We start from the raw sequence: 19,158 nt of genomic DNA, 5'->3' as shown, positions 1-19,158 counted from the left end.
GCTCAGCAGCCCGTCGCCCGCCCGGGCGGTGGACCGCCGCACCGAGACGAGGATCGCCCATGCATCCCGGTGTCATCGCCGCCGCGCACCCCGACCGTCCCGCCGTGATCCTGGCCGGCTCCGGCCGGGTCGTCACCTACGCCGAGTTGGACGCCGAATCCAATCGTTTCGCCCACCTGATGTACGACGCCGGGCTGCGCCCCGGGGACCACCTGGCCATCGCCCTGGAGAACCATCCCCTCTACCTCGCGATCACCTGGGCCGCACAGCGCTCCGGACTGATCTACACGCCGGTGAGCGTGCGCCTGCACCCGGACGAACTCGCCTACGTGGTCAACAATTGCGGCGCCCGCGTCTTCGTCTCCTCGGCCGCCGTCGGCGAACTCGCGGGCGCCGTCGGGGAACGGGCGCCCCGGGTCGAGCGCCGACTGATGCTCGACGGCGCGAGAGCCGGGTTCGAGGCGTACGAGGAGGCGGTGCGGCCGTACCCGAGCACGCCGATCGCCGTCGAACTCGAGGGCGCCGACATGCTCTACTCCTCCGGCACCACCGGCCGACCCAAGGGCGTGCTGCCCCGCCGCGAGGACCATCCGCTGGGCAGCGGACCGGCCGTGACGCTCTATCGGTTGCTCGGCGCGCTGTACGGGATGAACACCTCGGGCGCCGGCGGCGACGTCTACCTGTGCCCGGCTCCGCTGTACCACGCGGCCCCGCTGCGCTACTGCATGCAGTTCCTGCGGGGCGGTCACACCGTGGTGGTGCTGGAGCGCTTCGACGCCGAGGCCGCGCTCGCGGCGATCGAGCGATACCGGGTGACGCACAGTCAGTGGGTGCCGACCATGTTCGTGCGCATGCTCAAACTGCCCGCCGAGGTGCGCGATCGCCACGATCTGTCGTCACTGCGCTACGCGGTGCACGCGTCGGCGCCGTGTCCGCCCGAGGTCAAGGAACGCATGCTGGAGTGGTGGGGCCCGGTGTTGTACGAGTACTACGCGGGCACCGAGGCCAACGGCTACGTCGCCTGCACACCCGAGGAATGGCTGACCCATCGCGGCACGGTGGGGCGGGCGATCCTGGGCACGCCGCACGTGTGCGACGAGCGGGGCCGCGAACTGCCGGTGGGCGAGGACGGCGTGGTCTACTTCGCCGACGGGCCGCAGTTCACCTACCACGAGGATCCGGCCGGGACCGAGGCCGGCCGCGATCCCGCCGGCCGGGGCTGGACCACCCTCGGCGACATCGGACACCTGGACGCGGACGGCTTCCTGTACCTGACGGATCGTCAATCGCACCTGATCATCAGCGGCGGGGTGAACATCTACCCGCAGGAGGTGGAGAACCTGCTCGCCCTGCATCCCGCGATCGCCGACGTCGCGGTGCTCGGCGTGCCCGACCCGGATCTGGGCGAGCAGGTCAAGGCGGTCGTCCAGCCGGCCGAAGGGGCCGCGCCCGGGCCGGAGTTGGCCGAGGAGCTGATCGCGTACTGCCGCGCCCGACTGGCCCACTACAAGTGCCCGCGCTCCGTCGACTTCCGCCCCACGCTCCCGCGCCACCCGACCGGGAAACTGTACAAACGCCTGCTGATCGCGGAGTACGAGCGTTCGTGACGGAACACCGGTAGGTTGTGCGGCCCAAGGCCCCCGTGCCTGCGAATCCAATGAATCCCCGGGGGGATCGCGCACGCCATGACCATGCCGTTCCAGAACGAGAAGCAACTGATCATCCGGCAGAACTTCCGCCCGATCGTGAACCAATACGTGGTGCACCTGGTCGGCCCGGACGGCAAGCACGGACCGGTGATCGCCTTCGCGCAGCAAAAGCGCGGCAAGCTCAAGGAAGAGGTGATCCTCTACACGGACGACACCAAGACCACCGAACTCGCCCGGTTCAAGGCGCGCCAGATGCTCGACATCCGGGCCCAGCACGACGTGACCGGTGTCGAGGGCGGCAACCTCGGCATGTTCGCGAAGGACTTCAAGAAGTCGCTGCTGCGTTCCACGTGGCACCTGGAGCGTCCGGACGCTCCCCGGGCGACGGGGCAGGAGCGTAGCCTCGCCGGGGCGATCCTGCGCCGCGTGTGGGGCTTCATACCCGTGGTCGGGGCCTGGTTGCCGGCTCCGACCTACCACTTCGACTTCGTCGACGAGGGTGGGCAGCCGGTGCTGACCGTCGAGCGGCAGATGAAGCTGCGCGACCAGTATCTGGTGTCGCTCCCCGACTCGACGATGGACCGCCGACTGGCGATCTGCGTCGCGGTGGCCATGGACGCCATCCAGAACCGCTGAATCGTTCCGCTGCCGGCCGGGTCCCCCAGCGACCCGGCCGGCGGCGGGCCGGTCGCGCCCGATCCGCCGCGTACGCTCAGTCCTCGTCCGGCACCAGGACGGGCGTGTCCCGCTTGAGCACCTCGCCCCGGAAGAACGCCGGGCTCTCGATGCGGCGGATCTCCATCAGCACCACGCCGAGCACCAGCAGGCCCACGCCGATGACGAACACGCTGCCCACGCCCAGGACCCGGTTGCCGTCGCCGTAGTTCGGGTCGGCCACGTCGACCAGCGTCTTGACGAAGATCGCGCCCAGCATCAGTCCGCCGAGGGCCGGCATGACGCCCTTGACCATCGCCTCACGGACGCTGCGCGACAGGTCCTTGCGGAAGTACCACACGCAGGAGAACGCGGTCAGCGAGTAGTAGAAGCAGATCATCAGGCCGAGCGCGTAGATCGTGTCGGTCAGCACGTTCTCCGACAGGATCGTCATGACCGAGTAGAACACGCCGGTCGCGACGCCCGCGGTGATGGTGGCGAAGCCCGGCGTCCGGTACCGGGGATGCACCCGCGAGAACACCTTGGGCACCGCCTGGTAGGTGCTCATCGACAGTAGTGTGCGGGCCACCGGGATGAAGGTGGTCTGAAGGCTGGCCACCGAACTGGCCAGCACCGCGACGAACATCAGCACGCCGAGCCCCGAACCCATCACCGGATCGGCCAGCTTCGCGAAGATGTTGTCGTCCTCGTCGTTGTTCAGGCCCAGGCCCGTGGTCCCGGTGCCCGCGTACATCAGCGTGGCGACGCCGGTCATCAGGTAGGCCACCACGATGCACAACACCGAGATGATCGCGGCCCGGCCCGGAACCTTGGGTCCGCCGGCGGTCTCCTCGTTGATGCTCAACGCGGTGTCCCAGCCCCAGTACATGAAGATCGACAACGACAGGCCGGCGGTCAGCGCGCCGAAGCCGTCGATGCCGAACGGGTTGAACCAGTCGAACGAGAACGGGATCGAGGTGGGCACGTCGCCCGCGCCGGCCTTGCCGATGGCCATCGCGACGAACAGGGCGAGCACCGCGAGTTGGAGCGCGACGAGTACGTACTGGACCCGCTTGGTCACCGTCATGCCGCGGTAGCTGATCGCGGTGGCGACGGCGATGAAGGCCAGACAGGTGGGCACGTGGACGAGCTTGTTGTCGTCCAGGTCGCGAATCCGGTCGCTGTCGAACGCCTCGCCGAGCGCGAGGTAGAAGAACGACGTACCGATGCCGGCCAGGTTGGACAACACGATGATGGTGGCCATCACCAGGCCCCAGCCGCACATCCAGCCCACGCGCGGACCGAACGCCTTGACCGTCCAGGTGAAGGACGTACCGGCGTCGGGAACGGCCTTGCTGAGTTCGCGATACGCGAAGGCGACGAGCAACATCGGGACGAAGCCGACCAGGAAGATCGCCGGCATGTGGGTGCCGACCTGGTTGACCGTGGGCCCGAGCGCGCCGGTGAGCGTGTACACCGGCGCCACCGTGGAGATCGCGACGACCACGCTTCCCAGCAGGCCGATGGAATTCCTGCTCAGCCCCTTGTCCTGAAGATCGGACTCCGGCAGGTAGTGCGACTCCCCTACCAGGTGGTGCTGGTGCCTATCGCCCCTTTGGCGCACGTGCTCATGACTCACAAGTGAACAGACTAAGTCAGGATGAAACGACTTTTGACCAAAGGGGTCGGGAACGATCGGACGAGTCGTTCATGTCACTCATTGGGGCTTTTCGGGCGGGGCCGTCGGGCGGTATCGCCGAGCATCCCGGTCAGCAGTTCGGCGATTCCGGTGCGGATATCGGCACGGGAGGGGGGTGTGGCCCAACCCGCGCCGGCGATGGCGTCGAACATCACCCCCTCGCACCACGCGACCAGGAATCGGCCGTGCCGCGCGGGCTCGGGCGAGCCGAGCGCGGCCACCATCGCGACGGCCGCCTCCCGGAACGCCACCCCGGCGCCGTCGTACATCCCGCGCAGCTCGGGCCGCCGGGTCGCCTCCAGGGCCAGTTCGTAGCGGGCGATCTTCTGCGCGCGCCCCTCGCGGATCGCCTCGCTCACGATCGTGGCGGCCATGTCGGCGACACCCTCCACGTCGCCGGGCAGCGCGGGCGGCAGGTCGCCGGCGGCGAGCGCGGGGGCGAACTCCCCCGCCTCCAGGACGGTCATCCGGGCCAGTGCCACCTCGAGGAGCGCGACGCGCGTGCGCGCGTAGTAGGAGGTGGACCCGGCCGGCAGCCCGGCCGCCTCGTCGACGGCGCGATGGGTCAGGCCGCGCATACCGCGCTCGACGAGCAGGCGGATCGCGGTGTCGCCGATCAGCACGAGGCGGTCCGGACGGTCGGGGCTGCGCTTGGCGGTGGTCACGGAGGCAGCCTAGCGATTTCGCTACAGCTGTAGAGACAAGCCCACTACAGCTGTAGAGATTCGATCCACTACAGCCGTAGAGAATCGGCCCACTACAGGTGTAGAGTCACGGTCATGCCCTCTACACCTGTAGTGGACATCAGGCAGTCGACGACACCGTCGACACCCACCGACCTCGGGGGAAACCATGGCCGTCACCAAGCCCGAAGCGATCGTCGTCGGCGCCGGCCCCGGCGGGCTCGCCGCCGCCACCGCGCTGCACCGGAAGGGGTGGTCCGTGGTGGTCCTGGAGCGCTCCGCCACGCTGGAGCCGATCGGCGCCGCGATCGCGATCGCGCCGAACGGGCTGCGTGCCCTGGACACCATCGACGCGGGTACGCCGCTGCGCGCACTGGCCGCGATCCGGGGCGCCGCGACGTTGCGCCGGCCGGACGGGCGGGTGCTCGCGCCGACCAGCGGGGAGGCGTTCACCGCGCGGTTCGGCGAGCCGATGGTGCTCGCGGCGCGGGCGGAGTTGATGCGGGTGCTGCTCGCGGGGCTGCCGGCCGACGCGCTGCGGACCGGGACGACCGTGCTCACGGTGACGCCGGGGGACGCGGATCGACGTGCGACGGTGACCACCGCGGACGAGACGCTGACCGCCGACCTGGTGGTCGCCGCCGACGGGATCCGGTCGCCGATCCGGCGGGTGGTGTTCCCCGAGCACCCCGGTCCGCGTTACGCCGGATTCACCACGTGGCGGGCGATCGTCCCGGCCGTGGCCATCACACCGGGCGAGACCTGGGGACGCGGACTGGTCTTCGGGGCGATGCCGCTGGCCGACGGGCGGGGGTACTGGTACGCGACGGCGAACCGGCCGGCCGGCACCACGCACGGCGACGAACGGGCCGAACTGCTGCGGCTGTACCGGGACTTCCACGCGCCCGTCGGCGACCTGATCGCCGCCGCGCCGGCCGGGCGCATCCTGCGTCTGGACGTGCACGAGATGGCCACGCCGCTGCCGGCCCACCACCGAGGGCGGGTCGTGCTGATCGGCGACGCCGCGCACGCGATGACGCCGAACCTGGGCCAGGGCGGCAACCAGGCGCTGGAGGACGCGATCGAACTGGCCGACGTGCTCTCCGGCGTGACCGCGGCCGGGGTGGTCGACGCGCTGCCGGGATACAGCAGGCGCCGGGTGGCCCGGACCTCGGCGGTGGTCCGGAAGTCGCGTCGGATCGGGGCGATGGCGCAGTGGCACGGGCGCGGCGCCGTCGCGGCGCGCGACACGCTCCTGCGGGTGGCCGGCCGGGTCGCGCCGGACGCGGCGTTGCGCCCGCTGGACTCGGTGCTCGCCTGGCGTCCGCCGACGGGAGCCGCCGCGTCGACCCGAACCGAGGTCTGATCCGGGCCGGGTCGACGCGAGTGCGGCACCGATGTGGGTTCCGCCTTCCGGGCATGCGTCGTACATTCCGTACCGGCCGGTATGGGGAGCTCGACGGAGGGGGCACGGTGACGATCGATCCGCAGCTGGTGGAGTTGTTGGGGGTCCTGCCGGACGACCTGTTCGTGGGGGACGCGGCGACCGCACGGGCCACCATCGATGCCGGGGTCGCACTGCTGCCGGTACTGACCGAGTTGGCGCGGGTCGAGGATCGCACCGTCCCCGGCGCCGTCGACGCGCGACCGGCGCGGGTGTACCGACCGTCGGAGGAGCCCGGGTTGCCGGTGACCCTGTTCTTCCACGGCGGCGGCTTCGTGATCGGCGGCCTGGACAGCCACGACGCGCTGGCCCGGCGGATCGCCCGGCACGCGAACTGCGTGGTGGTGTCGACGGACTACCGGCTGGCCCCCGAATTCCCCTTCCCCGCCGCGACCGAGGACGCCTTCGCCGCGTACCGGTGGCTCCTCGACCATGCCGGCGAACTGGGCGCCGATCCCACCCGGATCGCCCTCGCCGGGGACAGCGCGGGCGCCACGCTGTCCGCGACCGTCTGCCTCCTGGCCCGCGAACACGGGCTCCCGCAACCGGCGTTGCAGATGCTCTGGTATCCGACGACCGGCGTCGAGGGCACCGCGTCGCAGGTCGAGAACGCCGACGCGCCGCTGCTCACCGCGGCCTCGATCGCGTGGTTCCTCGGCCACTACTTCGGCGGCCGGGACCTCGACGACCTCGGTCCGTACGCCCGGATCGGCACCATCGAGGACCTGTCCGGCCTGGCTCCGGCGCATGTGGTGATCGCGGGCCACGATCCGCTGCGCGACGAAGGCGCCGACTACGCCGAGCGGTTGCGCGCGGCGGGCAACGCCGTCGAGTGCGAGTCGTTCGACGACATGGTGCACGGGTTCATGAGCTTCGTGGACCTGGTCCCGCGCTGCGAGGAGTGTGCGACGGGCTCGTTCACCGCGCTGCGCCGGGCGTTGCACCCCTGAGCCGGACCCGGCCGGCGCTCATCGGGACGGCAGGATCAGCAGTTCGTCCGTACCGGGTCGGCGCAGCACCTCGACCGGGTGGCCGTACAGGTCGGAGAGCACCGGGGCGGTGCACACCTCGTCCGGTACGCCGCACGCGACCAGTCGTCCGCCCGCCAGCAACGCGATCCGGTCCGCGTAGGCGGCGGCGAGGTTGAGGTCGTGCAGCACGATCACCACCGCGTCGCCGAGCCGGGCCCGGGCGCGGGCCAGGCGCAGGACGTCCTCGGTGTGCTTGAGGTCGAGCGCGGCGGTGGGTTCGTCCAGGAACAGCACGGGCGCGCCCTGCGCCAGCACCCGGGCGAGCGAGACCCGGGCCCGCTCACCGCCGGACAACGACGGGTAGGTCCGGTCGGCGAGGTGCGCCACGTCGGTCTCCGCCAGGCAGCGGGCCACGATCGTGTCCTCGGACTCCTCGCTCGGCAGTCCCGCGTGCGGCGCGCGGCCCATCCGGACCACCTCGTCCACGGTGAACGGGAAGGACAGCGTCACACTCTGCGGCAACACCCCTCGGCGCAGCGCCAGTTCCCGCTGCGCGTAGTCGGGCACCGGGCGGCCGGCGATGCGCACCGTGCCGTGGTGCGGGGTCAGGTCGCCGGTGAGCAGGCCGAGCAGGGTGGACTTGCCGGCGCCGTTGGGTCCCAGGACCGCGACGATCTCGCCGTGGCGCACGGTCAGCGAGACGCCGTCGACCAGGTTGCGGCCGCCGATGGCGAAGGTGACGTCCTCGGCCTCGACGCCGACCGCGCCGATCTCGGGGGTGCTCCGGTCGATCGCCGACCGGCTCCGGGCGAGCAGCCTCATCAGGCCCAACCTCCCTGCCGGGAACGGGTCCGGCGCAACAGCCACAGGAAGAACGGGGCGCCGATCAGCGCGGTGAGCACGCCGAGCGGGACCTCCTTGGGCATCGCGACGGTGCGCGCCGCCAGGTCGGCGGCGACGGTGACCAGCGCGCCCAGGACCGCGCTCGCGGGCAGCAGCAGTCGGTGTCGGGGGCCGGCGATCAGTCGGATGATGTGCGGTACGACCAGGCCGACGAAGGTGATCACGCCGGCCGCGGCGACGGCCGCGCCGACCAGGGTCGCGCTCAGCACGACCACCACCACGCGTACCCGTTCGGTGTCCACGCCCAGGTGCCGGGCGCCGCGTTCGCCGAGGGCCATGATGTCGAGCGCGCGGGCGTACCGGGGCAGGATCAGCAGGCCGATCACCGCGAAGGGGGCCAGCGCGCCGATGATCCTCCAGCTCGCGCCGCCGACGCTGCCCAGGTTCCAGAAGGTGATGCTGCGCAGTTCGGCGTCGTCGGCGACGAAGGTGAACAGGCCGATCGCGGCGCCCGCGAGGGCGTTGATCGCGATGCCGGTGAGGACCAGGGTGACCACTTCGGTGCGGCCGTCGGAGCGGGAGAGCAGGTAGACGAAGAGGGTGGTGAGCAGGCCGCCGATGAAGGCGAACGCGGTCACCGTCCAGGATCCGAAGGCGGACACGCCGAGCACGATCGCGCCGACCGCGCCGAGCGCCGCGCCGGAGGAGACCCCGATCACGCCGGGTTCGGCCAGCGGGTTGCCGAACACGCCCTGCATCGCGGCTCCGGCGCAGCCCAGGCAGGCGCCGACCATGATGCCGAGCACGATGCGCGGGAAGCGGATGTTCCACAACACGGCCTCGTTGGCCTCGGATACGTGGCCGACGTCCAGGCCCAGGTGGTGCAGCGCGGAGTAGAGCACCTGGTCCGAGGGGATCTCGAAGGCGCCCATGCCGGCCGAGACGATGCTCGTGGCCAGGAGCAGCAGCACGAGGGTGGGCATCAGCCAACGCCCGTGTCGGCGCGGCGCCGCCGGCACCGGCGCGGTGGGCGGGCCGAGTTCGACCGCGGGCGGGGGTGAATCCGGCTCGCCCGCGGGTTCTTGACGTTCCGTCACCGTGGCCACGGGCTCCCCTGGGTCTTCCCGTCGTTCGTCCTCGGGCGTCGGACGGGCGGGACGGGCCCGTCCGACGCGCGGGCGGCGCGGACCTCGGGCCGGCCGGTCCCGGGACCGGTCCGGCGGATCGGTCCGGGCCTAGCCATGCAGGAGGTCGACGAGCTTGTTCAGCGCGACGCCCGCGGTCGGGCCGCCGCCGCCCAGTTCCAGGTCGTCCATCGCGACGACCTTGCGGTTCTGGCCGGCCGGGGTCTGTGCCACGCCGGGCAGTTTGAGCACGCCGTCGATGCCGCCGACCGATTCGAGGCCCTTCTGGAAGACGAGGATGACGTCGGGCTTGGCCGCGACCATCGCCTCCGGGGTGAGCGCGGCGGACATCTGTACGCCCAGTTCGGTGCCGGTGTCGATGCCGCCGGCGGCGCTGATCATGCTGTCGGGGCCCAGGCCCTTGCCGCCGATCTGGTACAGGTTGGCCTGCCCGCGGATGTAGAGGAACGCCACGCGCGGCTTGGTGGTGGCCTGGGCGCCCTTGGCCTTGGCGCCGGCGATCTCGCCGGCGGTGCGGTCGGCCAGCGCCTTGCCCTTGTCGGGCACGCCGAGCGCGGTGGCGATGGTGGTGATCCGGGTGATCGCGTCCTCGGGCCTGCTGCTGTCCGGGACCAGCACGATCGGTACGCCGGCCGCCTTGAGCTGGTCGACCGCGCTGCGCGGGCCGACCGAGGCGCTGCCGATCGCGACGGTGGGCCGCTGGGCGAGGATGCCCTCGGAGTTGAGGCTGCGCGAGTTGCCGAAGGTGGGCTTGCCCTTGCTCTCCGGCAGGACCGCGCCGGAGGTGTCCACGCCGACCACGTTCGGGGCCAGGCCGAGGGCGTAGACGGTCTGCGCGATGTCGCCGCCGAGCGGCACGATGCGGCTCGCGTCCTTGACGGTGACCTTGCCCATCGTGGTGTCCACGGTGGCGGGCAGCGCGGCGGCGGCCTTGTCGCTCTTGTCGGCCCCGGCGTCGGACTTCTTGTCGTCGTCGCCGCACGCCGTGGCGAACGCGGTGATGGCGAGGACGGCCGCGGCCACCTTCAAGCTTGTTCGGCGCAGACGCATCCGGCGGCCTTTCGTGCACGGGGTGGGCCGACCCGGAGCCGGCGAATTCAGGCAAGCCTTGCCTTCCTTCACCCGGCAATTTAAAGGTAAGGCTTGCCTAACTCAAGCCCGAGTCGGGTGGACAACGTCACACGAACCCCCCGACCGGCCCACGATTCGCCCGCCGCTCACCCGGCCGAGCGGCGGGCGCGCCAGTCCCGGCTGTGTCGGCGGATCTCGGCCGCGGAGAAGTTCTCGTGGTCCTCGCCCCACGCGGTGACGCCGTCGAAGGTCCACTCGGTGAGGCCGTTGACGGTGAACAGATTCGGGTTCAGGAAGAAGCCGAGGCGGTTGTACAGCCGCCCCTCGGCGTGCAGTTCGCGACCGAGCGTGTCGACGCCGGTCAGCACCACCCGGGCCGCCCAGCCGGTGGCGTCGTCGCGCTCGACCACCTCGCGGTGGCCCCGGGCCAGTTTCGCCCAGGTGCCGTCGCGCAGCAGATAACCGTGGATCGAGACGCACCCGCGGCCGAAATCCATGGTGATGCTGTGGAAGGCGTCGTGTTCGGAGGCGGTGGCGTAGCTGTATCCGCCGCGCCGGGCGGGCGATTGCATCAGGCCGGGGCCGAACTGGGAGCGCGGCCCCCACGAACGGTCCCGGAAACCGTAGGAGTCGACCGGGATCTCCTCGCCGCGCAGCACCACCGTGCCGGTGTAGCGACCGGGCTGGTCGAGCCAGGTGGTGCGGCGGCAGCAGACCGGTGAAGGTGAGGTCGACGTGGATCTCGTCGCCGCCGTCGGGGTCGTCGTAGCCGACCTCGTACACCCGCCGCGGCTCCACGCAGCGCACCCGGAAGCCGTTCGGCAGGCGCAGGTCGGTCAGGTCCTGGTCGGGGATCGGCAGGTGCCAGAAGTTCTTGGCGTAGACCGCGTCGTGCGGGTGCTGTCCGCTGTCGTCCCAGAAGTACGCGCCGCCCGCCGCGACCCCCTGGTTCGCCCGGAAGAACGGGTACAACTGCCCGGACAACCGCTTGTGCGGCACGGTGAAGGTGAACCAGGAGGTCTCCGACCAGTACGGATCGTCGTCGGTCGGCGGGTGGAACCTGTCGTCGGGGTGGTGTGTGGTCATGGCCAACGGGTACTACGGGTACTTGGCCGAGTCAATGAATGTCGGACGTCACTTGAGCCCGACCTCCACCGACAGCGGCCCGCTCCCCGGCACCCGGTCGATCCGGGCGATGTGGCCGGCCGCACGCAGGTCGCTCTCGACCGGCGTGATCCGGGCCAGCGCGTCGGCGTCGCCGGTGACGGTCAGCACGGCCACCTCGGCGCGCATCGACACCCGGGCGGCGGACTTGGCCCGGCGCACCTCGGCGATCAGGCCGGACGCGACGCCGAGCAGGGCCCGATCGGCCGCGGCCGGCGCGGCCGGGGCGGGCCAGTCCGCCCGGTGCACCGAGCCCTCCTGCCACCAGGACCACACCTCCTCGGTGGCGAACGGCAACACCGGCGCGAGCAGCCGCGTCAGCACCGACAGCGCGCCGGCCAGCGCGGCCCGGGCCGAGGCGGCGCCCGCCTCGTCGCCGGCCTCGCCGTACGCGCGGGCCTTGACCAACTCGACGTAGTCGTCGCAGAAGTACCAAAAGAACCGCTCGGTCCGTTCCAGGGCCCGCGCGTAGTCGTAGTCCTCGAACGCCTCCCCCGCCGCCCGGGCCACCTCCGCCAACTCGCCGAGCAGCGCCAGGTCGAGCGGTTCGGTCACCGCCTCCGGCGCCTCGGCCGCGCCGATCGACAACACGAAGCGGCCCACGTTGAGCAGCTTGATCGCCAGCCGCCGACCGACCTTCATCTGGCCGACGTCGAACGCGGTGTCCACCCCGGGCCGGCCGTTCGCCGCCCAGTAGCGCACCGCGTCGGAGCCGTGCTGCGCGAGCAGGTCGACCGGGGTGACCACGTTGCCCTTGGACTTGGACATCTTCTTGCGGTCCGGGTCCAGGATCCAGCCGGAGATCGCCGCGTGCGCGAAGGGCAGGCTGTCGTTCTCCGCGTCGGCGCGCACCACGGAGGAGAACAGCCAGGTACGGATGATCTCGTGCGCCTGCGGCCGCAGGTCCATCGGGAACACCCGGGCGAACAGGTCCTCGTCCCGACACCAGCCGCCGGCGATCTGCGGGGTCAGCGAGGACGTCGCCCAGGTGTCCATCACGTCCGGGTCGCCGACGAACCCGCCCGGCTCGCCGCGCTGTCGCTCGGTGTATCCGGGCGGCACGTCGGTGTACGGGTCGATCGGCAGGTCGGCCTCGGCGGGCGACAGCGGCTTGTCGTGGAGCGGCAGGCCGGCCTCGTCCAGCGGGTACCACAGCGGCACCGGCACGCCGAAGAAGCGCTGCCGGCTGATCAGCCAGTCGCCGTTGAGGCCGTCGACCCAGTTGTCGTAGCGGACCTTCATGTGCGCGGGATGCCAGGCCAACTCGGCGCCCCGGGCCAGCAGTCGGCCGCGCAGGTCGGCGTCGCGGCCGCCGTTGCGCAGATACCACTGCCGGGTGGTGACGATCTCGAGCGGCTTGTCGCCCTTCTCGTAGAACTTGACCGCGTGCGTGATCGGCTCGGGTTCGCCGACCAGGTCGCCGCTCTCGCGCAACATCGCCACGATCCGCTCGCGCGCGGTGAACACGGTGGCGCCGGCGAGGCGCGCGTAGGCCTCGATCCCCTCGGGCCGCTCGATCCCGGCCGGCGGCTCGCTCCGGAATCTGCCGTCCCAGTCGAGCACGGGCCGGGTCTCCAGGCGCAGTTCGCGCCACCAGGTGACGTCGGTGGTGTCGCCGAACGTGCACACCATGGCCAGCCCGGAGCCCTTCTCCGGATCGGCCAGCGGATGGGCGTACACCGGCACGGCGACCCCGAACAGCGGGGTGCGCGCGCACGAGCCGAACAGGTGGGTGTAGCGCGTGTCGTCGGGGTGCGCGACCAGGGCCACGCATGCGGGCAGCAACTCCGGCCGGGTGGTGGCGATCTCCAGCGCGTCGCCGGTCGGGGCGCGAAAGACCAGCCGGTGGTAGGCGCCGGGACGCTCCCGATCCTCCAGTTCGGCCTGCGCCACCGCGGTGCGGAAGGTGACGTCCCACAGGGTGGGCGCCTCGGCCGGATACGCCTCGCCGCGCGCCAGGTTGCGCAGGAAGGCCCGCTGCGACGCGGTGCGCGAGACGGCGTCGATGGTCTGGTAGGTCATCGACCAGTCGACGGACAGCCCGAGCAGTCGCCACAACTCCTCGAACGCGCGCTCGTCCTGACGGGTGAGTTCCTCGCACAGTTCGATGAAGTTGCGTCGGGAGACCGGGATCTGGCGCTTCGCCGGCTGCGCGGGCGGGACGAGATCGGGGTCGTACGGCAGCGCCGGGTCGCAGCGCACGCCGAAGTGGTTCTGCACCCGCCGCTCGGTGGGCAGGCCGTTGTCGTCCCAGCCCATCGGGTAGAAGACCTCGCGCCCGCACATGCGGCGGTAGCGCGCGATGGCGTCGGTGTGCGTGTACGAGAAGACGTGGCCCACGTGCAGCGATCCGCTGACGGTCGGGGGTGGGGTGTCGATCGAGTAGACCTCGTCGCGGGTCCGGGTGCGATCGAAGCGGTATACGCCCGTCTCGTCCCAGACGCGCGACCATTTCGCTTCCAGCCCGTCGAGGGTGGGCTTGTCGGGCATGCGGGGGGAACCAGAGGCGGGAACCATGCCCCCGGAGCGTACCGGGCGAGGGGGCGGGGCTCGAACCGATTGTTCGTTCCGTGGGGGCGGGTCGCGGCGGGACGGCACGGGACGGCGGGACGGGCGAGCCCGGCGAACACCCATCGGGGGGTCGGGTGTTCGCCGGGCCGGTCGAGCGGGCGGATCGGTCAGGCGTCGGCGCGCAGCGCGGCGACGAACGCGGCCCAGGGCGCCCGGTCGAGGGTCAGCAGCCCGATCGCCGGGTCCTTGCTGTCGCGTACGTCGGTACGGCCGTCCGGGTGCGGGCGGATCTCGGTGCAGTCGCCGTTCTGCATGCTGTAGCTGCTCTTGACCCAAAGGGGTGAGTTCTCAGGCATCGGCATTCTTCCTACTCGGTTGGTCGACTGCTCGGCTGCTCGGTTACTCGGCTGCTCGGTTACTCGACTCCGCGGCTACCGGACTGCTCGGTTACCGGACCGCTCGGCTCTTCGGTCCGCGAGTCGGTGGGGCCGCGAGGGGGCTGCGAGGTGGTCGGTGCGCAGGACGATCGGCCTGCGAGTTCCTTGGCACTGGACGCGATGAAGGCCTCGGACTCGATGGGACTCAGCGCGATTCCCCGCAAGTCCGCGAAAACCTTGCCGTAGTGAGCGGTGTCCTGGGCTCTTTCCAGGTAGGCGTGGCTGGTGAAGTTCTCCAGCGAAACCACTTCCATCCCCGAGGGGGGAGGGAACCCGTAGATCGAGAACGGCGTGGGGCCGCCCGGATAGGCGCCTGCCGAAAAGGGTAGTACCTGCACGGTCACGTTCGAAAGTTGGGCAATTTCGATCAAGCGCAGGAGTTGCTCGCGCAACACCCGCCGGCCGCCTATCTCCTGGCGCAGCGCGGCCTCGCCGATGACCATCAACACCCGCATCGGAGCGGGCTCTTCGCGGGTCAGCACGCGCTGCCGATCCAGCCGCACCCGGACCCGGGTCCGACACTGTTCGTCGACCGGTCCCACGGTGCCGCCGCGGATGACGGCGGTGGCGTACGCCTCGGTCTGGAACAGCCCCGGGATGATGCTGGGTTGGAAGCCCAGACAGGAGGCGACCTCGGCCTCCAGGCCGATCAGGTCGAGGAAGTCCTGCGGTAGTCGGTCGGCGAGGTCGCGCCACCAGCGCTGCCGCCGACCCTCGCGCGCCAGCGCCAACCAGCCCTCGCGCGTGGCCGGGTCGGCCACCTCGTACAGGTCGAGCAGCGCCTTGAGGTCGAGCGCCCGGATGCCGCTGCGGCCGGACTCGATCCGGCTCACCTTGGCGGGGTGGCAGGAGAGTGCGTCGGCCACGTCCTCCAGGAGCAGCGCGCAATCCTCGCGCAGCCGACGCAGGTTGGCACCCAGGACGCGCCTGCGCACCGTCGGGTACTGCTCGGCGCCCATTGGTTCCTCCCGATCCCGATCCCGACCGACCGCCGTCGTGGCTTTTCGCAGTACTCGGGGCTTTTCTACGGAATTCCGGGATTTCGCCCCGAGGAATGGGCGTCATGGTACTCATATCCGACACGATGCAAGTCGGGTGAGTTGTTTGACTTGCACTTGATGCCCGTAGCGAGGACGCTACTTACAGCGACCCTTCGAGCACGTGCCGAAGGGCTCGCGGGGTCCGGTCGCGCCCGGGGCCGCGCCGGTGTCCCGAACCTTGGGAGGCGAGGAATCGTGCTGCGGGAGCAAGACGCCGGCGTGAATCAGGCCGGGATCGCGTGGATCAGTGCCGCCACCCGCGATCCGCGCGACACGCGGTACACCTGGCTGACCAGCCCCGGCGCACGCCGCGCGGCGGACACCGGCCGGCTGTTCGACGCCGTGGTGGTGCGGGCCGATCTGGGCCGGGCGGTGCTGGCGCTGCTGGTCGCGGCGGGCGCGCCCGTGGGGGCGGTGATCGGCGAGGAGCACGCGGGCAAGTGGGCCTACCTGGTCGGACCCGGCAGCGCGGAGGCATGGCAGGGCGCGGTCGGCCCGGCCGAGGGCACCCGCTACCACTACGTCGGCCACGGCGGCTGCCTCACCCTCCCGGGCCCTCGCCCCCACCCGGGCTCGTCGATGACCTGGATCATCCGCCCGGGTCTCGGCACGAACCTGACGTGCGTCACCACCCTGGCCGACGCCTACCTGACGGCCGAGGCCGACCCGCCGAGGGGCCGCGGCGCCTCCGGCGGTTCATAGGCGAGCGAGCACCGACTTCGGAGCCGGCTCCACTCGCGAGGGTGAAGCGTCGTCGCCCGCGAAGGTCGGGGTCGTTCAGTCGGTGGGCGCGGCGGCGGGTCGTGCTCGGGCGAAGCGGGTGTCCGCCGGGCGCAGCGCGGCCCGGGGGCCTGCGGCGGCGACGATCACGTCCAGGCATCGGGCCGGATCGGCGGCGTAGATGTTGCTGAACCAGGCCATGTTGGGCTCGACCACCGCCCAGTGCTCCTCGGCGCTGTCCGCCGTGCCGGCCAGGCCGACGTCCAGGACCACCGCGCTCGGCAGCCCCGCGCCGTGCTCCGCGAGCAGGTCGCGGGCGAACGAGGCCACCTCCCCGGCCTTGGGGTCGTCGGACAGCGGCATCGGGTCGAGCCGGCCGAAGGTCGCGTAGCGCGAACCGGTGTGCGGAACGCCGTCCAGCACGAACAGCCGGTACTCGACGACGAAGGTGCGGATCTCGGCAACCAGAACCGGCGTCGCGTCGGGAACACCGGCGGGCAACCGGGTGCCGTCCGCGTACACCGCCGCCTCGAACGACTTGTCGCTGGGCGGCTTCACGAACGCGGGCACCCGCAGGCGGCGGGCCTCGCCCATCGTCGTCGCGGTGATCCCCCGCCGCGTCCACCGCTGCGGCAACGCGGTCAACCAGCCGTCCGCAGGCTCCAGAAGCGCCACGTCCAACGACTCGGCAACGGTGTCGGCAAACAGAGGCCCGCCGTAGTAGACGGCGCCGCCGCGCAGTTCGGGCCGAGGCCCGGCAAGCACGGCAACCGCCATCCCACGCGCCACGGCGGCTTCGGCCAACAGGTCGGCCGTGGTGGTGGATCGACCGGAGAGCGCGAGGGTTGCGGGCATGATCGAGGACACGTGCGCACGTTACTCCAGCCGGTGGCGACCGGCGGTTCACGCGATGCGGGCGGGTCCGCCCTCCTGCGTGCGGCGGCCGGGTTCAGTGGTGCGTGAGGAGAGCCCGCAGTGCCCGGTCGAGAGCGGGGATCAGTTCGTCCTGCGCGTCGGGGGTGTAGAGCAGGCGCATGGCCAGGCCGTCGGACAGGGCGATCACCGCGTCGGCGAGTCGCTCGCAATCGGCGCGGTCGTGCGTGGGGAGCGCGGCGGCGAGGAGCCAGTCGGTCAGGGCCGTACGGATGTCGATGTCGATCTCGCGTTGGGTGGCGGCGAGACCGGGATGGTGGACCGCTCGGGTGACGAAGGCGAAGCGGACGGTGGCCTCGGCGCGCCGGGCATCGTCCAGCGGGAGGGTGGTCAGCACCAGGCGGCGCAACACCTCGTGCGGTGGGCCGGTGACATCCACCTCGGCCCACCGCAGCTCCACCTGCTCGCCGGCCAACTCGGCGGCGAAGCGCACCATTTCGTCCTTGGTGCGGAAGTACTTCTGGACCGCGCCGGCGGAGCGCCCGGCGGCGACGGCGACGGTGCGCACGCTGACGTCGTCGAGGCCGTTGCGGGACACCAGGTCCAACAGCGCGGCGCCGATCGCGCGACGTTGTGCGGCACGGTCCACGACCTTGGGCATCGGACCTCCTGACAAGTTTCGGATACGACTGTATTCTAAAGATTCGGAGACCGCCCGGAAGGAGATTGTCGTGGATGCTCGACTCGATCTCGCGATGCGCGCGTCGGACCAGGACCGCGACACCACGCTCGCGCGACTCGCCGCCGGCTACGCCGAGGGCCGCCTGGACCGCGGCGAATACGACGAGCGCGCAACCCGCGCCGCCGCCGCCACGGTGCTCGGCGAACTGGCATCGCTCACCGCCGATCTGCCCGCGCCGTCGGCACGGGACCGAGCGGCCCCGGCCGCGCGGGCGGAACGAGATCGCCGGGACCTGCGCGCATGGCTGAGGGAATGGCTCTACTGGCTGGGCGGCGCGGTGATCCTTACCGCCGTCTGGGGAACGCGCTGCGTGCTCAAGGGCGAGCCGACCGCCTACTGGCCACTCGCACCACTCGGCATCTGGGCCGCCGTCCTCATCGCCATCGCCATCTGGCCGCGCGGCGACGAGGACGACGAGGACGGAGCACGCAAAGGCGACTGAGCTTCGCGAATCAGGTTGCCGTCGTCCCTCGTGTCGGTTCGGTGACCGCCCGGCGCCCCACCCAAGCACAACGCGTCCGCCCCCACCGCCCACCCGGCCCGTGCCGAACCGGATCGAGGGTCAAACGGGCCGGGTCATGGGCCCGGCCCGATACATCTCGGCGGCGGGCGCGGTGGTGGTCTTGTCGGCGAGGGCACCGTAGTCGTACTCGACCATCCATCGGTCGCCGTCGTGCCACACACGGGTGATGGTGCCGAGATGGTGACGCCGGCCGCCGTCGAGCCTGCGCCACAGGTGCTCGCCGACGGACCAGGGGGGAGGTGAGGTGGACACGAGTTCTCCTCGAACACGAAACGGAACCGGAGCGGGGGCGGCGCGCACGCGGTGCAGGATCATCCGCACATAGCCGGGCGAGAACCCGGAGGTGCGGGCGACAACTTCGACGGACACCCCACCCCGGTACGCGTCGGCAACCGCACCACGAAGCACAGCCCCGGCGGCACGGCACTCCCGGCGGTGCGTGTCCTGCCGATGGCGCGGCGTCGTCACGGGGTTCGGCCACCACCCGCGAAGCCGCTCACGCTCGGCAACGGCGGCGACGAGGCGCACGAGGGCGGCCGGTCGTGGGGTGCCGGGGGCACAGCCTTGCTCACGGGCGCCATCGGGCATGGCTCAGCCGCCCGAGTTCGAGATCCGGCCGATCCCCGTGGGCGGCAGCGTCCGCATCAGGCGCATCCGGGCCTCGTGCACCAGCACGGTCAATTCGGCGCCGGTCACGTCCAGTTCGGGGCGGTCGGGCAACGTAATGCGGTGGGGCCGGGTCGAGTCACCCGATTCGGTGACGCTCACTCGGACGACGATGTCGCTGCGCGACGTCACGGTGCCACCGGTGGGAACACCGCGTCCGGAAGGAGCGTGCGATCGGACGTGGACAGGACCGGGTCGAGCCGCCCGATCGGCGTAACAAGCATGGTGCGCGTGCACATGCGTCGGCTCATGGCATTCCTCGCGGAAACAGCGGACAGTCACGCAACCATGGACGAAGACGCACAAGACGACAGGGACAGATC

The 19,158-nt window shown here is 71.3% G+C and carries 19 protein-coding genes and 1 pseudogene; 6 read left to right on the top strand and 14 right to left on the bottom strand.

The genetic code is table 11. From position 1 onward, the window contains the following. Window positions 1–59: 59 nt before the first annotated feature. Together EMA17_RS04640 and EMA17_RS04635 are read left to right on the top strand one after the other, a co-directional pair. The gene (locus tag EMA17_RS04640; RefSeq protein ID WP_126635620.1) at window positions 60–1,607 is read left to right on the top strand and encodes an AMP-binding protein; all 1,548 of its coding nucleotides are present in this window, start codon (window positions 60–62) and stop codon (window positions 1,605–1,607) included. 78 nt (window positions 1,608–1,685) lie between these two features. Further along, window positions 1,686–2,285 carry an LURP-one-related family protein gene (locus EMA17_RS04635; protein WP_126635619.1) on the top strand — a complete coding sequence of 200 codons (600 nt, stop codon included), beginning with the start codon at window positions 1,686–1,688 and terminating at the stop codon, window positions 2,283–2,285. A gap of 76 nt (window positions 2,286–2,361) precedes the next feature. On the opposite strand, the gene EMA17_RS04630 is transcribed toward EMA17_RS04635, so the two are convergent. Both EMA17_RS04630 and EMA17_RS04625 read right to left on the bottom strand, forming a co-directional pair. Then, the gene (locus EMA17_RS04630) at window positions 2,362–3,894 is read right to left on the bottom strand and encodes an APC family permease (protein ID WP_246126507.1); all 1,533 of its coding nucleotides are present in this window, start codon (window positions 3,892–3,894) and stop codon (window positions 2,362–2,364) included. 122 nt (window positions 3,895–4,016) lie between these two features. Further along, entirely contained in the window at window positions 4,017–4,667 is a 651-nt protein-coding gene (locus EMA17_RS04625) for a TetR/AcrR family transcriptional regulator (protein ID WP_126635618.1), read from the bottom strand. Between the two features lie 187 nt (window positions 4,668–4,854). Here EMA17_RS04625 and EMA17_RS04620 point away from each other — a divergent pair, with 187 nt between their 5' ends. Continuing rightward, complete coding sequence (locus EMA17_RS04620) at window positions 4,855–6,051, top strand: FAD-dependent monooxygenase (protein WP_126635617.1); 1,197 nt, start codon at window positions 4,855–4,857, stop codon at window positions 6,049–6,051. A gap of 107 nt (window positions 6,052–6,158) precedes the next feature. Continuing rightward, window positions 6,159–7,079 carry an alpha/beta hydrolase gene (locus EMA17_RS04615; RefSeq protein ID WP_160161318.1) on the top strand — a complete coding sequence of 307 codons (921 nt, stop codon included), beginning with the start codon at window positions 6,159–6,161 and terminating at the stop codon, window positions 7,077–7,079. A gap of 18 nt (window positions 7,080–7,097) precedes the next feature. Here EMA17_RS04615 and EMA17_RS04610 read toward each other — a convergent pair whose 3' ends face one another. The 7 genes and pseudogenes from EMA17_RS04610 to EMA17_RS04580 form a co-directional block, all read right to left on the bottom strand. Beyond that, window positions 7,098–7,922, bottom strand: a complete 825-nt coding sequence (locus EMA17_RS04610; protein WP_174861304.1) for a heme ABC transporter ATP-binding protein — start codon at window positions 7,920–7,922, stop codon at window positions 7,098–7,100. After that, window positions 7,922–9,040 carry a FecCD family ABC transporter permease gene (locus EMA17_RS04605; RefSeq protein WP_371862958.1) on the bottom strand — a complete coding sequence of 373 codons (1,119 nt, stop codon included), beginning with the start codon at window positions 9,038–9,040 and terminating at the stop codon, window positions 7,922–7,924. Before EMA17_RS04605 ends, EMA17_RS04610 begins: the two co-directional genes overlap by 1 nt. 138 nt (window positions 9,041–9,178) lie before the next feature. Continuing rightward, the gene (locus EMA17_RS04600; RefSeq protein ID WP_218042663.1) at window positions 9,179–10,111 is read right to left on the bottom strand and encodes a heme/hemin ABC transporter substrate-binding protein; all 933 of its coding nucleotides are present in this window, start codon (window positions 10,109–10,111) and stop codon (window positions 9,179–9,181) included. Window positions 10,112–10,305: 194 nt separating this feature from the next. Continuing rightward, window positions 10,306–11,245: pseudogene (locus tag EMA17_RS56380) on the bottom strand (DUF7064 domain-containing protein). 48 nt (window positions 11,246–11,293) lie between these two features. Next, complete coding sequence (gene valS / locus EMA17_RS04590) at window positions 11,294–13,813, bottom strand: valine--tRNA ligase (protein WP_174861303.1); 2,520 nt, start codon at window positions 13,811–13,813, stop codon at window positions 11,294–11,296. Between the two features lie 188 nt (window positions 13,814–14,001). Beyond that, window positions 14,002–14,190 carry a DUF397 domain-containing protein gene (locus tag EMA17_RS04585; protein ID WP_246126454.1) on the bottom strand — a complete coding sequence of 63 codons (189 nt, stop codon included), beginning with the start codon at window positions 14,188–14,190 and terminating at the stop codon, window positions 14,002–14,004. A gap of 59 nt (window positions 14,191–14,249) precedes the next feature. Next, the gene (locus tag EMA17_RS04580) at window positions 14,250–15,230 is read right to left on the bottom strand and encodes a helix-turn-helix domain-containing protein (protein ID WP_246126453.1); all 981 of its coding nucleotides are present in this window, start codon (window positions 15,228–15,230) and stop codon (window positions 14,250–14,252) included. Window positions 15,231–15,506: 276 nt separating this feature from the next. On the opposite strand from EMA17_RS04580, the gene EMA17_RS04575 reads away from it, so the two are divergent. After that, window positions 15,507–16,013, top strand: coding sequence for a hypothetical protein (locus EMA17_RS04575; RefSeq protein WP_126635613.1), 507 nt, complete (start codon window positions 15,507–15,509; stop codon window positions 16,011–16,013). Between the two features lie 75 nt (window positions 16,014–16,088). Here the strand turns inward: EMA17_RS04575 and EMA17_RS04570 are convergent, their stop codons facing one another. Then, window positions 16,089–16,886 (bottom strand): ATP-grasp domain-containing protein, encoded by a 798-nt coding sequence (locus EMA17_RS04570; RefSeq protein WP_126636084.1) that lies wholly within the window; start codon window positions 16,884–16,886, stop codon window positions 16,089–16,091. 94 nt (window positions 16,887–16,980) lie between these two features. Further along, window positions 16,981–17,565 carry a TetR/AcrR family transcriptional regulator gene (locus EMA17_RS04565; protein WP_126635612.1) on the bottom strand — a complete coding sequence of 195 codons (585 nt, stop codon included), beginning with the start codon at window positions 17,563–17,565 and terminating at the stop codon, window positions 16,981–16,983. A gap of 70 nt (window positions 17,566–17,635) precedes the next feature. Between EMA17_RS04565 and EMA17_RS04560 the strand changes: the two genes are divergently transcribed. After that, window positions 17,636–18,088: a DUF1707 SHOCT-like domain-containing protein gene (locus EMA17_RS04560; protein WP_246126452.1), complete on the top strand. Its 453-nt coding sequence runs from the start codon at window positions 17,636–17,638 to the stop codon at window positions 18,086–18,088. Window positions 18,089–18,208: 120 nt separating this feature from the next. On the opposite strand, the gene EMA17_RS04555 is transcribed toward EMA17_RS04560, so the two are convergent. The 3 genes from EMA17_RS04555 to EMA17_RS55210 form a co-directional block, all read right to left on the bottom strand. Then, window positions 18,209–18,538 (bottom strand): hypothetical protein, encoded by a 330-nt coding sequence (locus tag EMA17_RS04555; RefSeq protein WP_126635611.1) that lies wholly within the window; start codon window positions 18,536–18,538, stop codon window positions 18,209–18,211. 222 nt (window positions 18,539–18,760) lie between these two features. Then, on the bottom strand, window positions 18,761–18,937 hold the full coding sequence (locus EMA17_RS51615) for a hypothetical protein (protein WP_160161317.1): 177 nt from the start codon (window positions 18,935–18,937) through the stop codon (window positions 18,761–18,763). 26 nt (window positions 18,938–18,963) lie between these two features. Next, entirely contained in the window at window positions 18,964–19,086 is a 123-nt protein-coding gene (locus tag EMA17_RS55210) for a hypothetical protein (protein WP_281290433.1), read from the bottom strand. Between the last annotated feature and the right edge of the window lie 72 nt (window positions 19,087–19,158).

The sequence above is a fragment of the Embleya hyalina genome (genome assembly GCF_003967355.1).
GTDB classification, from domain to species: domain Bacteria; phylum Actinomycetota; class Actinomycetes; order Streptomycetales; family Streptomycetaceae; genus Embleya; species Embleya hyalina.
The sequence above is the reverse complement of the archived record's forward strand: the minus strand, read 5'-3'. Positions and strand labels throughout refer to the sequence as shown.